The following is a 16,683-nucleotide window of genomic DNA, read 5'->3' on the forward strand; positions in this document are numbered from 1 at the left end:
GATACTTATAATTCAAATGGTTCCTTAAACCCCTTTTCCTTTATGCTTTCTGAATTCAGCCATGGAAGAAAATGGCAGTTTGCTACCCTTGCTGGTCACCTCTTTGATAAATTGATCACATTCGCTTTGGTTCATAATTCCTTTTGTAATGGCGAATTCCAAAATGTCCATGGTCGTGTAATAAACTATCTGGTTTTCCTGGCAATAAGATTTAATATCTTTTAGGTTACTGCTCGCAATATAATCCCGTCGAAACCTTGCAACAGCCATACAGGCACTTTCGCCTTCACCTCTTAATTTTTTAAGAGCTGCATATTCCCTCAATATATGTACATCTTTTGGCATGGGGATAACTGGGATTTTAGTCCAGTGCAGGAAATTTTCAATGCTTATTGATGCTGATTTATGTTTGATTAATTCCTGCTTAACCTTATCCAGCATTACCAGCCTGCCCGGGAAAATGGAAGCCAGTTTCAGATGACTACCCCCTTTTATAAAGTGAATGACGACATCTGCATCCAGTAATATCTTTGGTTCATCCTGCTGCCTTGTCATCCTCCACCAGGTTTTTATCCGGGTCTATCCCTATATCTGACATCATACTGTAAAAGTCAGATTCTGATATCAGGTCTTTGTCCAGGAGTTGCTTTGCCTTCAGGCCATAATCGCCGATGAATCTGTTTTTGTTGCCTGGTTCATAGAGTTCTGTGCTGTAACCCATTTGAAGGGCATTGCGCTTAATATTACCGGGATCCTTTAATTGTTCCAGATAGGATGAACTGATCAGGTCCAGGAATTTGAGCCGGTTGAGCAAGGCAGACCTTGACACGCCAAAGTATTGTTCCAATTTGGTGACTGTACTGATGGTGATACTATCTTTCTTTAATTCCTTTTCGGGGGATTGTTCAATTATGCCGTCTTCCGGAATCAAAAAATAGGAAGAGAACCAATCTGCATTATATTCCTCTTTATCTTTCTTATCGAAACTGCCTACGAAACAGATTCGGTTTTGGAATTCTTCCTGGATGAACAGATGGTAGAGTTCGTGCCCAATGGTAAATCTTTGCCTGGCAATGATATCATTGGCATTGATCATCATGAAATGACCATAACCATTTTTAACGGCCATACCGGAAAAGTTATCCCCCATTTCTTTAAAAAGGGTGATCACATTCAGCCTGGTCAACAGGTGACCAAGATTGACGGGTTCTGTCGGGGATAAGCCATGCTCCTCCCTGAATTTATTGGCCTTATATTCAATTAATCTTTCCTTACGCATGACGCTGCCCTAATTGAACGATACGGTGGTAATTCCTGATGACCCTTCTGAATGTGGCAATGTTTTCCATGTCCTTTGCGGTGAGGTGATCTGCCCTGAAGGCAAATGCCATTTCAGCGGCCACTTCATCAGGGTTATCTGAGAAAAAGATATCCAGCGCTACGCCAAATAGATCAGCTAATTTTTCCAATGCTTCCAAAGAAGGCTCCCTTGTGCCATTTTCGTAATAGCTGATCATTTCCCTTTTTACGCCCAGGTAATCTGCTACGGTTTCCTGTTTATAGCCGTATTGCTGCCGTAACTTTTTTATGATAGGTCCGCAATGCTCCATACCGACTGGTTTGAAAATAAAAATATGTTACAAAATTACTGATTTCTTGGAGCAAGCTTTCAAAATGTAACAGGCCCTGAAGTTGGAAAAGCAGATAGGAAGGCCAGTTGATTATTATAAATAATTGATAGTCAAAGCTTATTAGAAGTTTGTGCGATCCGGGATAAAGCGTTTAAAAATGAAAATAAATGAATGAAGGTATTCGCCTTGGTCCAGGATTAAGGTAGTTAATAACAGATCAATGGTCCGTAGTTTATTCCACCCGCTCATAAACGGTCATGCCACCACCATCCAGGGGGAAGAAGCCGGATAATAGGTTGAGCCGGTTATCCCTGACGTCAATAAAAGTTTTTCCCTGCCCTCCTGCGCCGAATACGATCCTGTGGTTGAATTGGCCGTCCTGGATGCGCAAGCCCAGTGTTTCGGCTGCGGTATTGTCTTTCACCAGCCAGTAATGGCCGGATTGAACGACTGCGCCGTTGCTGATCCTTTCAAAGCGCCATCCTGAAAATTGGAGATAATTCCCGTTGCCCGGGGCATAATTGACCGGGAAGCCTGAGCCGCCTTGCTGCAGCCGCAGTTCCCATTTTCCCTGTATGGCCAACGGCTCCCCGCTGTCCTTGTTGCAGCTGGTAGCGGCTGCCAGCAGGATGCCCCCCAAGGTTATAGCAATTAGTTTTCTCATGTGTGTTTTTTTAGGTTGACTGCCTGATGCCGTCAATCGTTGCACTTTCAATGGCAATATCCCTGCTTCCCCCGATGCCCCACCCTATTCCTTAAAAACAAGGTGGTTGTTGCGCCGGGTTTCAATTCCGGCTTCTCTATACTAGATTGAATGGTAGCCGAAATGACCAACAACTCCCCAACCCCTGCAATTCCCTTGCAAAGGTCCCTAATAATTTGCCCGCTCACCCAAAATCCTGGCGATGCAACTGCGCACTGTTGGCTTCTCCACCGAAAAGGAGGCTTTCGTTTATTTCCTCGGGTTGATGGCTACCAAGGCCATTGACTTGCTGTTGCGGGATGAGCTCACCAACCAAAGAATGCCGAAGCGGGTCTTTATGGAGAAACTGGAAAGGGCCTTTTCAATTTTCCGTGATTAGGGTAATACAGAATTGGTGTAATATTTCGTTAACCCCTTGTGTTTAAATAAATTAAATAATATATTGGAGTTGTAGAAGTATCTTAAATGTTCTCTGTTTTAAGATGGAACCTTATACCTGATGAACCATGTTGTGACATTTTTCGACCTGGAGGTCGATCCTAAATCAAAAAAGATTGCCGATCTGGGTTATATCTCCTCAGACCATTCCCAATACCATGGCACTTCTATTGAAAAACTATTGGCACAATTTAACAGGTCGCAGTTCATAGCTGGACATAATATCCTGCTTCATGATCTGCCTTATATGGCCAGATTGTATCCTGATATAGAATTCGATCAATGGAAGCATATTGATACGCTTTTTCTTTCCCCCATTCTATTCCCTTCCAAACCCTACCACCGACTGCTGAAGGATGATAAGATTTCTGATGATGCACCTAACAATCCATTGAACGATTCAATCAAGGCAAGAGACCTTTTTTTCGATGAGCTGGCCACTTTTCAAAGATTGAATCCAAATGTGCAACAAATATTTTACCACCTCCTTACGCCGGACCATCGGTTTAAACATTTTTTTGAATACATAGCCTTTCGACCAACCTCCAATAGCAATCTTTTAAACCTCATTCGGGACAGCTACCAAGGTAAATTTTGCTTTAATAGTCCCTTAGAATCAATCATTGAAACTGAGCCGGTTGAGCTCGCCTATGCGTTAGCGCTTATTGGGGCTCAAGACCGTCAATCCATTCTGCCGCGCTGGTTGCTTTTCACCTTTCCCAGGTTGGAATATGTACTCAAGCTCCTGAGAGGTACGCCTTGCCCGGAATCCTGCCAGTATTGCTCAGAATCCTTGGATGCCAGGCGTGCCTTGAAAAAGTATTTTGGCTACGATGCTTACCGGGTTTATGATGGTGAGCCTTTACAGGAAAAGGCTGTTACCGCTGCCATCAATAATAAATCCCTGCTGGCTATATTTCCTACCGGCGGTGGTAAGTCCATTACTTTCCAGGTTCCGGCTTTGATCAGTGCTGATACAGAAAAAGGACTCACAGTGGTTATCTCTCCGCTGCAGTCATTGATGAAAGATCAGGTGGATAATCTTTTGGAAAAGCAAATTACCGCTGCTGTTACCATTAATGGGTTGCTCGACCCGATCGAAAGGAGCATGGTGCTGGAACAGGTTGCTGACGGATCTGCTGGTATTCTATATATTTCTCCTGAATCACTCCGATCGGCTACCATTGAAAAGGTTTTACTGGGTAGGCATATCAGTCGTTTTGTGATTGATGAGGCGCACTGTTTTTCTTCATGGGGGCATGATTTTAGGGTAGATTATCTCTATATCGCTGAGTTTATTAAAACAATACAACAAAAAAAGAACCTGGAATTTCCTATCCCGGTTTCCTGTTTTTCTGCAACTGCCAAGCCCCAGGTTGTAGATGATATCCGCAATTATTTTAAAAGCCGATTGAACCTAGAACTTGAACTTTTTCAGGCCAGTGTAAGAAGAAAGAATCTCCATTATAAGGTTATTAGACTGGATTCCGACGAATCCAAATATGATACGCTACGCAATTTGTTGGCTCAAAAAGACTGCCCTACGATTATCTATGTTTCCCGGACAAAGAAGGCGGAAAAGATCGCGGAAAAACTAAGTGCGGATGGGTATGAGGCGCTCGCTTTTCACGGCAAAATGGACAGACAGGATAAAACGAGCAATCAGAATGATTTTATCGCCGGTTCTACCAGGATCATTGTTGCTACCGCTGCTTTTGGGATGGGCGTGGATAAAAAGGATGTGGGCATGGTTATTCATTATGATATTTCTGACTCATTGGAAAATTATGTCCAGGAGGCAGGAAGGGCCGGGAGGGACGAAGCTTTGCAGGCTGATTGTTATGTATTGTTCAATCCGGATGATCTGGACCGGCATTTCAGCAGGCTGAACCAAACTAAAATGAGCCAGGCTGAGATCAACCAAATCTGGAAGGCTATCAAGGATCTTACCAGGAAGCGAGTAAATATTTCGAATTCTGTGCTTGAAATCGCCAGGAAAGGTGGTTGGGAGGAAGGTATTGAAGATCTGGAAACACGAGTTAAAACGGCTATAGCAGCATTGGAAAATGCCAGCTATCTAAGACGTAAACAGAATATGCCCCGGGTTTTTGCTACCAGTATTGAAGTGTTCAATGCTGATGAAGCAATTTCGAGGGTTAACAACTCAGCTAGAATATTGCCTGATCAGAAAGTAAATGCCATTAGAATTATCAAGTCGCTTATCTCTTCCAACCGTAAATCTATCGGCCGGGATGAAGCAGTTGAGTCCAGGGTCGATTATATCGCTGATCGGTTAGGTATTACCGTTTATGAGACGATTGAGCTCATTAACCTGCTGAGAGAAGAAAAGATACTTGCTGATGCTAAGGATATTCAGATCAGTATTGACAAAGGGGAAGATTTAAAAGCACAGAGGCTGTTACTGGAACATGTTGCCATGGAAAGGGCTTTATCCCAAAAACTGAGTCTCGAAGCAACTATATTCAATATCAAGGAACTACTTGATGATATTAATAATGATCTTGGTAAGGAATATTCCCCCACATTTATAAAGAATATCCTGAATTTTTGGGTGGTCAAAAAATGGTGTAAAAGACAGCTTCAGGAATATTCCAGGAACCATTTGCAACTTCAGCTTACCCTTGACAATGAAAAGCTACTGGAGCGTATTGAGAAGAGGGCTGCTATATGCAATTTCATAATTGAGTTTGTCGGGCAATTAATTAATAAAAGTTCCTCAACTAATACAAAGGAGGGGATTGTTAATGTTTCTGTTATTGGACTGCGGGATAGTTTTATTCAATCCAACTCCTTATTTAAACAATCGGCTACAATTGAAGAAATTGAGGATGCGCTATTTTATTTGTCCAGAATTGGTGCCATGAATATTGAAGGGGGTTTTATTGTTACCTATAATAAAATACAAATAGAAAGAATTGAAAAGAATAATAAGGTCCAGTATAAAAAAGAAGATTATGCCCAATTGGAGGAATATTATAAGCAGAAAGCGGAACAGATTCATATTGTAGGGGAATACGCAAAGCGGATGGCTAATAACTATGAGGATGCTATTAATTTCACCGAGGATTATTTCAGTTTGCCCTATGACCGATTTATTCGAAAATATTTTCCTGGTGAAAAGGCACGTGATCTAAAGATGAGAATCAGTCCTGAAAAGTTTAAACGCATTTTTGGTTCCCTCGATCCCCGGCAATTGAGCATCATTAATGATAAGGACCATCAGCATATCATTGTGGCTGCGGGTCCGGGTAGTGGCAAAACCCGAATCCTTGTAAGTAAAATGGCCTCACTGCTGTTAATGGAAGATATAAAACATGAGCAATTGCTGATGTTAACTTTTTCGCGGGCTGCTGCTATGGAGTTTAAAAAAAGGTTACTTGAACTTATTGGACCAGTGGCCCATTATGTAGAGATCAAAACTTTTCATGCATATTGTTTTGATTTGTTAGGCAGGCAGGGTAATCTCGAAAAATCAAATGATATTTTAAAGATTACGGTTAATAAAATACGTAATGGCGAGATTGAGCCTAATAGAATCACCAAGCAAGTCCTGGTGGTAGATGAAGCGCAAGATATCAATGACGATGAGTTTGAATTGATTAAAGCCCTTTTAGAGCAAAATGAGAATATGAGAACCCTGCTGGTTGGGGATGATGATCAGAATATTTTTGATTTCAGGGGTGCGAGCAACCGAGCACTTAATGAAATGGCCCGATTGGATGGGTCAGTATTGTATCACCTGGTAACCAATTATAGATCTGTTCAGAATATTGTGGCTTTCAGTAATCAATGGGCTCGTTACTTACAGAATAGAATGAAGCGGGAAGAAATTTCCGCAAAAACAATTGAAAATGGCCTGGTAGAGTTGGTTCAATATGCGGGTAAGCAATTCAACATTGGTGTTGCAGAGGAGATAACCAGGCAAAGACCTGAGGGAACAATAGCGGTACTCACCTATAGGAATGAAGAAGTACTTCAAATGCAATGCCTATTGCAGAGAGCTGGTATTCCAAACAGGATAATGCAGCATACTGAAGGGTTTTATTTGTACAATCTCCTGGAGTTAAAGGAGTTTACGGATTGGGTTTGCCTAAAAACGGATAGTCCGGTTATTACAAAAGAGGACTGGGAGTCAGCTAAAAAGGGTTTAAAAGCTCAGTATGGTAAGAGCACCCAATTGCCCTCCTGTCTGGGGATCATTGATGCATTTGAACAGTCAAGTCCTGGGATAATGTACAAATCTGACTGGAAGACCTTGCTCGCAGAGTCGGGCATGGATGATTTTACCGGGATTGGCAGCGAATTGGTTTACTTGAGTACGATTCATAAAGCAAAAGGAAGGGAATTCGATAATGTTTATTTGATGCTAAATGGATTGGATCCCAAGTTGGAGGAAACAAAACGCCTCATTTATGTTGCGTTGACCAGGGCTAAAAAGCGCCTTTTCATTCATTATAATGGTACTTATTTTGATCGGGTAAAAGTAAATGGACAAACAAATAGATTTGATGCCACTAATTATGATCTGCCGCCCGAGATAAAGCTGCAGCTCACGCACAAAGATGTTCAGCTTGGCTATTTTGAATATGTACAAAACAGGGTGCGTTCCTTGCTGCCGGGATCGGAGTTGAACATTCTCAATGATGCTGAATTGGGTTATAAGGAGAATAGGGTCGTCAAATATTCCAGTTCATTCAGGGAAAAACTGGAAGTCTTTTACCAAAATGGGTATCGTCAAAAAAGGGCAGAGGTGAATTATGTGGTCTACTGGAAGAATCCTAATAACGGCTCTGTATGCAGGATACTTCTTCCTGTAGTTTATCTGAATAAATATAATGATAATCATTGATCGCCTTCAATTAATAAATCCAAAACGAGACAAATGAAGATCACCAAGCAATTTTTGATTTGTACACTTTGCCTTTTAAATTCCCTGTCTGCATTTTGTCAGGAGACGACTGCTAACCTCGATGCAAGAACGATCATTCTAAAATGCATTGATAGAATGGGAGGAATGGAGAAATTAAGATCCGTTAAAACCCTTTATACCGAATTGACTACAGAGATGGACGGCAGAAAGGTAACTTGGGTTACAAAGGAGATGCTTCCCAATAAGGGGGCCTTCCAGATTGTATACAATGGCTCAATTGTCTACCAGGATTGGTTTGATGGACAAAAAGGGTTCGAGACAAGGAGGGGTGAGGTAGTAGAAACAGCTGCTGAACAATTGACTAATAAATTCCCAAGGAAGAATATTTTCAATGAGCTCGATTACCTTGATTCTTCGGTTTATGCCATTGAGAGAATGGAAGATGTAAAAGTGAAAAGATCTGATTGTTATAAGGTGAAAGCTCGTTTTATAACCGGAAGGATTAAACTGGTCTATATAGAGAAGAAGACCTTTAATATCATCAGGGAAGATGTGACCGATGCCGGCTCTCCCGAAACTTCAATTACCTATTTTTCCGATTTTAAAAGATTCGGCGATATTTATTTCTATGGCAAGATGGTCCTGGGTGATACCCCAGATGCTCAGGTCGCAACGGTGACAAGGCTGGTTGCGAATGAACTTATAACAGAAAGAGATTTTACGAAATAAGGGAGTGTAGAATTCTCTGTTTTAGTGAATTTGATTAAATAATTGCTTATCATAGCTTACTTCAGTCGCACTTTGTCTATGATCCCTAAATGGAGAATGATTCTAATCACTACGGCTGTATTACATCATTCCTGTCTGAATACGGGAAATGCCAAGTCTGGTAAAGACCTGGTTAATGATAAATGTGTCTCCTGTCATAATTATTCGGAGTCAAAGACAGTGCATTTACGTGCTCTTTTTAAAATATAGGAATCAGAGGTCTCTTTGGATCGATACATGCAAGTTTTGAACGATTCAAATCACATATTCTATTCTAGGCAATTAACTGAGAAAGATCAAGATAGTATTTATCGGTACTTAATGTCTTTAGATTGGGCGATTAATGAGTTAATGACTTGACCAATATTCCATTGGCGCGATTTGCTTTCTCACAATGATCTTCCTTATTCCCATTCAATCAACACTGCTATTTACAACTATCTTTATCCCCCATACCAAAAGACCAGGATGAAGCAAGTATTGGTGGCTACCACCATCCTTTTTGCGATAGCTGCTTCCGTTGCCTTTACGGAACAGGCCGATAACCTGCGCCAGTTATACAGCAGGCCGATCAGCTAATGGCCTGCACCCGCTATTGATCCTGGCATAGCATGGATAGAATGGGAAGCCCTACCAAAGCCTACTGTCTATACATATTTTCAATTGGGGTCCTCTTCGATCGCACCCGTGGAGGCGTAACGCGGGTGAGGACGGGAATGTTGATTAGTAATAGCCTATAGCTAATAGGTGATCATAGTGATATTGTTTTTTGGCGTTTTTAATGACAACCTCTTACTGTAATAACTGATTAGGTACACTGCGATTTGCTTGTCATATTGAGTCGTATGGCTAAAAGTATGATAAAGATCGGATAGGTTGTAGTTGGTAATTGTATCTGGGATGTATGAATTTAATCCTGTAATATTTTAATCATGTTTCGGAGGTTATCTGAGCTTTCCTTGATGATCTTTAATTTGCTTTGTAGGTCAGTTAGTTTAATATAGGTATTGATCCAGGCCACTATGCCAATTGGTAGAATGACGAGTATCAATATTGTAGGTAGCCCCCAATGGTAGTATTGAAAATCACGGTGATCAATTGCAGGAAGATCTATTGCCTTTTGCTTCAAGATCGCTGTATCTGCATTTAGAGGCAGTTGATCTGTGTATTGTTTGATAGCTTTACAATGCTTGCAATAGGTTGTGTAGTCAATATCTGCCTCAATGATACTCGGAAAGAAGATCAATTCAGAGAATCTAGACTGGATGAAATTGGCAATTCGGTCTGTTTCATTGGCAAGGTTAGAAAGGCTGGTTTGGAGGCTATTCAATTTCTGTGATATTTCCATATAGGGATTTTCTGGTTGGAAAGATAATCATGGAGGACATGTAGAATTACTAAGGTTTCTTCTTCCAGTTCTCAGTAACCTGATTTTTCCATAAGCCTTTGGCATATTCCCTGAATACTGAAGGCCCATTTTTGAATGCGGTATCAAATGTATATTCTCCTCCTTCATAATTATTTTCGGAGAGCCTAACCCTTGTTGATCCACGTACCGCAAATTTTTGACCGTCTTCGTACATGATGATCTTCATGGTAACTGGACTTACATCTCCCTGGCAGGAAACTTTGTACATAATCCAGACCTCAGCTTTACCGTTCTTATCAAGGTCGGTTATGGCAATGCCCTGGTCTATAAAGTAGAGGAACATATCAACCGGGCAATTCCTGACATAATCATGAATGCGCCAGGTTCGGGAGAGATCTGATCCAGTTTCCTGAAAATGGGCAACATATAGATCCCCTTCATCTACTGCCTCGTCCGACTCTTTTTCATTCCATGGATGATAGCTGTTGCTGAGAATCAGCAGATGGTTGCCGGTTCTGTCCTTCCACTTATAGCCCTTGTAAAAGTTGCCTTGAAAGGGGATGCTTTTAGGGAGATCAGATCTGCCAAGGTTGTCTGCCTTGATTTGTGTATATCCCTGTTTATTAAAATAAAGCATCAATATAGACAGTGTGATGATAGTCTTACAATGCTTTTGAGCGAATAGGCAGAAAACTTTGTCGAAGGTTTGATCCAATTGATATTTTAGTCCTATCGTAGTTACCAATACGTGCCTCATTGATCGCTGAAAATTTGAAGATAATGCTTAGCCTTTAAGAATCGAATAATTGAGTACTAAATCTTTAAACCTCATCGGGGTCCCCCGAGGGGGACCCCGATGCCCAATCAACATTAGCTTCCCCCCCCAGCAGGGTCTGCTATGTAAAAAGCCCTAACCCCATCAGGGTCTCCCGAAGGGGACCCTGATGACCCCCTCCCATACCCCAGCAGGGGCTCCCGAAGGGGACCCTGATGGAAAGCAGGACGAAAGTCCATCGGGATCCTCTACTACCGCACAATCTGAAATAATAGGCAGAAGCATCGGGGTCCCCTACGGGAGACCCCGCTGAGGTTAATTAACCCACCCCACATCATACTCCAGCAGGGTCTCCCGAAGGGGACCCTGCTGGAAAGCAGGACGAAAGTCCATCGGGGTCCTCTACCACCGCACAATCTGAAATAATAGGCAGAAGCATCGGGGTCCCCTACGGGAGACCCCGCTGAGGTTAAATAACCCACCCCAATATCATACCCCATCAGGGTCTCCCGAAGGGGACCCTGATGGAAAGCAGGACGAAAGTCCATCGGGATCCCCTACCACCGCACAATCTGAAATAATAGGCAGAAGCATCGGGGTCCCCTACGGGAGACCCCGCTGAGGTTAAATAACCCACCCCAATATCATACCCCAACATCATACCCCAACAGAGTCTCTCGAAGGGAACCCTGATGCCCCCCCCCATACCCCAGCAGGGTCTCCCGGAGGGGACCCTGATGAACCTCATCCATACCCAAGCATGGCCTCAAGAAAGGGTTAATTTCCTGGCGGTCAGGGTTTACGCGTCCGCCATCATGACTAAAAACCCTTTGTTAGCGGCTTGCTCCTTATGCGGTTTGATATATTTATAAAAATGCATGGAGATAATTAGCCGTATCATTAAGTCCAGCCTTTCTTAGAAGATTGAGTACCTCAAACTCGTCCTGCTTAGGATTTTTTTTATTTAAAACCATTTCTTTAAAGGCAGCTACAGCTTATTCTTGATTGAGGTCTATTATATCTGTTAGAAAATCGTCTGCGGTTTTTGCATGTAGACCAAATGATTGCAAATATTCCTCTGGAAAATCTTTAATATTGTTAGTTACTATAAGATTCGCATTAGTCTTGATAGCCGCTGCTAAGACGTGACGGTCGTCTTGATCAGGTAATTCTAAATGGTCAATTAGGCCTTTGTAATTCTTAACTAGAGCATCTGGAAAAGCTAAATTTGCTTTTAATATTCTATTGGCTGCCTCTTCTTCCGAAACCCCTTTCTCAATCATTACTCGTTTCCACTCATCAAAAATGTGATCGCTCCATTTAGGAGTATAAAGGTCATAATAGGCAAACCAAAACAGGATATCTCTAGTTATTACCGGATAGACAACATTTGTATCTAAAACAGCGGTGAATCGAATACTATGAATCATACATACCAGCTTCTTCGTCCAAATTCATTATATCAATGATATTCTGCTTCTGCTGCTGTTTCATTTGCTTTCTATACTTCATAATATCATCAAATTTTATTCTTCTATGCTTTCCAACCTTCGTATATGCAATCTTTCCCTCTTCAAGTAACTTAACCAAATGAGGTCTTGAACAGCCTAGAATTTCAGCTGCCGCTTGAGTAGTTACTTCAGTCGCAACTGGTACAAGCGAAATAAATTTACCTTGCCCCATAGCTTTCAAAATATCTCCTAGAAGCTTTAAGGCACTTAATGGAATTTTGATTTTTTCGCCTGTTTCTTCAATTTCAATTTCAGGTTGTTCAGAGCTAAGTTGCTCTATTACAGCAACTAAAGCATCGTAAGATTCACTTGCTATTTTTTGGTCAACCTTTGAAGGCTTATTTATGTGTTCTAAAACGGCCATGACTTCATGTTTTTGGGTTCCGCTGCAATTTAAACGAAATATTCGAAATATTCGATATAAGCGAAACGAGGTCTACATTCTTACAAGCTACTAAGACACAGCATGAAATCATAAATTATTGTTTAACAATATATTATATGCTATTTTTTGAAGGGTTTACAATAACCCATTGGGTTGAAGGTGTTGAATAGCCGCTAGCGCCAGGGGATTCGTGCCGGGACGGTCACCGTATTACCCCGGCTGATGATCTAAGCCGTTGTCAAACATAGCTATGAATGCTGCGCCATTTATCGAAAGCCCGTCATAGCACCAATACCTCTGTTACCGGTATACTAATCGTGTCGATGATTGTCTAAACTTCATGTCCAAATTGCACAAAACCTAATGCTGGCTGATGTATTAATCCACTTTTAGGTTGGTAATACCTACTCCCCTGCACAATGTCAACATTGATTGTCGTTCCTTTTTGGTCAGTGTCCAAATATTAATTACTGTTGGACTTAGGTTTATGCCACTAGAAGACTTTGCTATCAAAACATCAATTCCCTTAATAGCTTTATTTGAAATCTGCAAAGTTGAATCAATCAAGTAATAGCCATTTATAGCATAAATAACTTGTCCATCAATTGATTTCTTGTCACGAATTGAAGTTGGTGTAACGGTTTTAAATTCTTGTTTGGTCTGAATCAAAATTGCTCCGTTAACACCTGCATAGTTGAATTTATAAAAAGCTTCTGGACATTTTAAGATAGAAATATTTTGAATCAGAGTTGTGTCCAACTGTTGCCCTCTAACTATAATGCCATTTGCAATGATTAATGGATTGGAATGCTTTGTCCCACTAACAGAATTAGAAGAAATCTCATTTGAAATTATAATGCAAGTGTCTGTTAGGAAATGATTGTAACTGGAATTAGTCTGTCCGAAGAGAGCAGTCAGGAAAAATTGAAATGTTACAATTAGAATCTGTCTCATTAAAATTCAAATAGAAGATTTAGGGTCGTAAAAATATTGCAGCCAACGAACAGGTCTTTATGCAGGTTGGGAATTTGAATGCCGGCTGCCCACTACCGCTGTTGATTGAAAATAGGTTGATGAATTTAGAACTAAAATTGAGATTTACTCGCCGTCTGAAAATGAAGATGGGATTTGCAATTAGCTGATGTAACAATGCCACTCACAACTTGCATAAGTCCCCATATTAGGCGCATGGACTAACTTCTTTTCCTATTAATTAAATCTTCACTTTTTGGCAAATTGTCTAAATACTCATAAAATAATTTCAGCTCAGGTTCTAAAGAACAACCCTTACTATGAATTTTTTTGTTACCAATGTTTAAATAAAGGTCCTTTTGGGGTTCGTCAATGCCACACCCATTTCTTCGTTCATCGAGTTTTAAAATTAGAGAGTCAGTCAACTTGTTTAAGAATTTATCAAATCCTTCTTTTGAAAAGGACCCTGTTACACGCGTCAATATTTTTTTATCCATCTTTATTTCGGGAGACGGACGGTAGTTAAAATTTCCAATGCTGTCAATTGTCAAGCTGTAAGCCGTCCCGAAATGATTGTTATACTCGAATTCTAGAAGTTTAAACCCTGAAACATGCTTATCTGAATTCACTTTGATTTGAAAAAGAGCGTGTCCATTTGCCACAAACAAAAGAATAAGAATAAAAGGTAGAGTTCTCATCGTATTCCGCCAATGCTGAAGCAGTGCGATGTGGAGGTATTATATGCTCCGTCCGCCTGAGGACGATGCTGATTAAAGATATAAAGGTTCATTGTCTATTTTTCTGCTGCTCAGAGTTGTTTTCTATCGAGACAAAAGTTGACTTCCGCAGCAAAAAATTGAGAATATATCCTTCATCGTGCTATATTATCAATGCGTTGTTAGTACCATGACCTTCATCCTACCATGTTCCGCCTGCCGAATACAAGAAGTCAATATTGTCGATTGATGTGTCACAAAGCCAATTATGTCCACTATCAGCTGCTGCTTTCATGTATTCAATTATTGTGTTGTATGATTGCTCTGTCAGTTTACAAATAAAAGTGTCTTCTTTCTCTGTTTTAATAACACCTTCGTCATTTGATGAAAGTTGAAGAGTCACATGGCAGTTTATAGATTGAATAAAGTCGGCGGTTGTCAAGTCTAAGTTTTGCTTATCAAGAATCAATCGTTGGTAAATCAGATTAACCAACATTGTAGTTTCTTTTTGTCCGAAGTTATAAAGTCTGATTAAGTTTTCTGAAACAACGTCTTTATACTTTCCGTCATCGCCTATGTCGCTAAGATACTCAAGTTTCATAACATGATTTTGGATAGAGCCCGTTTGCATGACAATAAGAAATAAATTCTTTGATTAAGTACCCCGCTGCTGATGAAACTTGTCTGTTCGTGTTTTGAAGGATCAAAAGTTTTGAGCCACTTCTCAAACATAGTTCAATGCCAGTTGCACTTGCTCTGATTTCAGACTCCAACTGCTGCCGTTCGTCATTAAGTCCTTCGTCTGAAAGAAGCTTGTCAATTTCTTCTAATATTTCCAGGTGAGATCGCATTTTTTAGGAGTGTAAGATAGGGTTGCCAATAACCGGACAGGTATTTACGAAAGCTGGGAAATAGACTTCCGTCCGCCCATTTCCGCCGCCGATTGAAAATACTTTGTTGAAGTTAAGAATTGCTGTTAAACATTGTACGTCCAGCCCGAACTGAAACTGATTAATGACTTGCTGCCGATTGTACTTTCTTCTGCCCAGCTTTTATAAATAATCATGTTGTGCGTTGTTTATTGTCTCTCCAAGTCCTTCTGTATGAAATCAATCCATTTATTTTGTTCAACCATATCTAAGATAATGTCAGGTTTAAAACCAGTTTTGTCTATAGGTTTTTTATCAGTCCAGTTTGATTTTACAATGGGTATTGTCAAATAATAATTTGGATATGGCATTTGAGTTAGGTTTGACATACCTTCATAATCCATCATACCCATTGTATTAATTCCATATGTTGTTGTTTTTTTACTTTGCTTAGATATAAAGAAAAAGTACTCGGCTGAGCTTCCACAAAAGTCATCCACTACCAGAGCAATTTTCTTTGGATTTTTAAGGATTGAGTCCAGCGGAAAAGTAACACCTGGAATGGGATAAAATTCCATTTTTGTAGTAGGTAGTTCCTGATAGGCTTTTTTGTAAGCTGCCACAATTTCATCAGGAAAATATTTCTTATACTCCACTGGTATGGGGTTCACTGCATAAGGTTCTAAATCAGCTAATTTAGATTTTACATTTTCAGGTGTTACTCTAAGATAGGTGTCATACTGAACTATTGGATTTGTCATAAAATAGGGTAGCAACGAAACCCAGCCAGTGCTGCCTCCTCCATTGCCTGTCAAGTCAACTATAAGATTTTCGCAACTTCTAATGATGGAGTCATTTTGAGTAACTAATTGTTGAATTCTTTCATCATTACTTTGGAAAGTAGGAATTTTTAAGTAGGCCGTTCTCGAAGACAATTTTTCAAAATAAAGTCCATTGTTGTTATCTCTCCAAGTGTTTAGTTCTTCTTTTTCGGCACTTGATAAAGCATTTGGATAGATTTTTCCATACATGGATAAAAAACCTAACTGTAATAAATTGCCCTTGATCTTAGCAGGAATGTAAGTTGTTATGAATGTGTTGTATTCCTTAGCAATAATTCTGTTATTCTTTTTATGCAATGTTGCATAGACTAAACCTAATGGAACTTTGGGATTTTTAGTTTGGACAACTATTGCTTTATAAATGTTATTAGAAAATTTCTGAATAGCTAGTTTCAGCGTTGAGTCGGCACTAATCCAAATGCCCTCTATTGCATCCAACTTTCTTATTACACTATTTTTCTTAAAGTCATTTTCTGAAAGATTAATGATTTCATTATCAAAGTCGTTTTCATAATTGTAGCTGAGAATGAAGTGTTTATCCTCGAAAAATCTGACATAATCCTTCAGCATATAAAAGCAGGTTTTTGGATTAGTTTCATTCCTAGCTTTCGCTTCAAGTTTTAGGACCAGTTTCTTGTAAGCTGCTATTGTATTTTCATTGACTTTTGAAGGATAGCCAGCGTAATTTTCTTCCGTTTTGGAAATCAGTTTTTTTAGATTATCAAAGCAATCGCATTGATTGTTTTTATTGTCCTGTGGATATTTCACTCCATAGTTTACCACCGATTTCAGCGGATAGTTTACCAGCGTTTC

15 protein-coding genes and 1 pseudogene are annotated in these 16,683 nt (G+C 40.2%); 3 read left to right on the forward strand and 13 right to left on the reverse strand.

The features are described 5' to 3' along the window. Positions 1-24: 24 nt before the first annotated feature. The 4 genes from KJS94_RS14340 to KJS94_RS14355 all read right to left on the reverse strand — a co-directional run bounded on the left by KJS94_RS14340 (position 25) and on the right by KJS94_RS14355 (position 2,295). On the reverse strand, positions 25-555 hold the full coding sequence (locus KJS94_RS14340; RefSeq protein WP_214448168.1) for a hypothetical protein: 531 nt from the start codon (positions 553-555) through the stop codon (positions 25-27). Beyond that, positions 536-1,279 (reverse strand): ImmA/IrrE family metallo-endopeptidase, encoded by a 744-nt coding sequence (locus tag KJS94_RS14345; protein WP_214448169.1) that lies wholly within the window; start codon positions 1,277-1,279, stop codon positions 536-538. The genes KJS94_RS14340 and KJS94_RS14345 overlap by 20 nt, the downstream gene beginning before the upstream one ends. Next, positions 1,272-1,610 (reverse strand): helix-turn-helix domain-containing protein, encoded by a 339-nt coding sequence (locus KJS94_RS14350; RefSeq protein ID WP_214448170.1) that lies wholly within the window; start codon positions 1,608-1,610, stop codon positions 1,272-1,274. Before KJS94_RS14350 ends, KJS94_RS14345 begins: the two co-directional genes overlap by 8 nt. Positions 1,611-1,863: 253 nt before the next feature. Beyond that, positions 1,864-2,295 carry a hypothetical protein gene (locus tag KJS94_RS14355; RefSeq protein ID WP_214448171.1) on the reverse strand — a complete coding sequence of 144 codons (432 nt, stop codon included), beginning with the start codon at positions 2,293-2,295 and terminating at the stop codon, positions 1,864-1,866. A 241-nt stretch (positions 2,296-2,536) separates the two neighbouring features. Here KJS94_RS14355 and KJS94_RS14360 point away from each other — a divergent pair, with 241 nt between their 5' ends. The 3 genes from KJS94_RS14360 to KJS94_RS14370 all read left to right on the forward strand — a co-directional run bounded on the left by KJS94_RS14360 (position 2,537) and on the right by KJS94_RS14370 (position 8,392). After that, positions 2,537-2,713 (forward strand): hypothetical protein, encoded by a 177-nt coding sequence (locus KJS94_RS14360; RefSeq protein ID WP_214448172.1) that lies wholly within the window; start codon positions 2,537-2,539, stop codon positions 2,711-2,713. 120 nt (positions 2,714-2,833) lie between these two features. Then, a complete protein-coding gene (locus KJS94_RS14365) occupies positions 2,834-7,642 on the forward strand; it encodes a RecQ family ATP-dependent DNA helicase (protein ID WP_214448173.1) in 4,809 nt (1,602 codons plus the stop codon). Between the two features lie 33 nt (positions 7,643-7,675). Next, positions 7,676-8,392 (forward strand): hypothetical protein, encoded by a 717-nt coding sequence (locus KJS94_RS14370; RefSeq protein ID WP_214448174.1) that lies wholly within the window; start codon positions 7,676-7,678, stop codon positions 8,390-8,392. Positions 8,393-9,341: 949 nt separating this feature from the next. Here KJS94_RS14370 and KJS94_RS14375 read toward each other — a convergent pair. From KJS94_RS14375 to KJS94_RS14410, 9 genes and pseudogenes are all read right to left on the reverse strand, one after another. Then, positions 9,342-9,779 (reverse strand): hypothetical protein, encoded by a 438-nt coding sequence (locus KJS94_RS14375; protein WP_214448175.1) that lies wholly within the window; start codon positions 9,777-9,779, stop codon positions 9,342-9,344. A gap of 49 nt (positions 9,780-9,828) precedes the next feature. Next, a complete protein-coding gene (locus KJS94_RS14380) occupies positions 9,829-10,557 on the reverse strand; it encodes a M949_RS01915 family surface polysaccharide biosynthesis protein (protein ID WP_214448176.1) in 729 nt (242 codons plus the stop codon). Positions 10,558-11,441: 884 nt separating this feature from the next. Next, positions 11,442-11,558 (reverse strand): annotated as a pseudogene (locus KJS94_RS18865) (VapC50 family PIN domain-containing toxin); the annotation flags it as partial. 12 nt (positions 11,559-11,570) lie between these two features. After that, positions 11,571-12,005: a PIN domain-containing protein gene (locus tag KJS94_RS14385; RefSeq protein WP_214448177.1), complete on the reverse strand. Its 435-nt coding sequence runs from the start codon at positions 12,003-12,005 to the stop codon at positions 11,571-11,573. Continuing rightward, complete coding sequence (locus tag KJS94_RS14390) at positions 11,995-12,450, reverse strand: helix-turn-helix domain-containing protein (RefSeq protein ID WP_214448178.1); 456 nt, start codon at positions 12,448-12,450, stop codon at positions 11,995-11,997. Before KJS94_RS14390 ends, KJS94_RS14385 begins: the two co-directional genes overlap by 11 nt. Positions 12,451-12,849: 399 nt before the next feature. After that, on the reverse strand, positions 12,850-13,425 hold the full coding sequence (locus KJS94_RS14395) for a hypothetical protein (RefSeq protein WP_214448179.1): 576 nt from the start codon (positions 13,423-13,425) through the stop codon (positions 12,850-12,852). Between the two features lie 239 nt (positions 13,426-13,664). Beyond that, the gene (locus KJS94_RS14400; protein WP_214448180.1) at positions 13,665-14,105 is read right to left on the reverse strand and encodes a hypothetical protein; all 441 of its coding nucleotides are present in this window, start codon (positions 14,103-14,105) and stop codon (positions 13,665-13,667) included. Positions 14,106-14,361: 256 nt separating this feature from the next. After that, positions 14,362-14,760, reverse strand: a complete 399-nt coding sequence (locus KJS94_RS14405; protein WP_214448181.1) for a hypothetical protein — start codon at positions 14,758-14,760, stop codon at positions 14,362-14,364. Positions 14,761-15,237: 477 nt separating this feature from the next. Continuing rightward, positions 15,238-16,638 carry a S41 family peptidase gene (locus KJS94_RS14410; RefSeq protein ID WP_214448182.1) on the reverse strand — a complete coding sequence of 467 codons (1,401 nt, stop codon included), beginning with the start codon at positions 16,636-16,638 and terminating at the stop codon, positions 15,238-15,240. Positions 16,639-16,683 lie beyond the last annotated feature (45 nt).

Source organism: Flavihumibacter rivuli (assembly GCF_018595685.2).
Lineage (GTDB): Bacteria > Bacteroidota > Bacteroidia > Chitinophagales > Chitinophagaceae > Flavihumibacter > Flavihumibacter rivuli.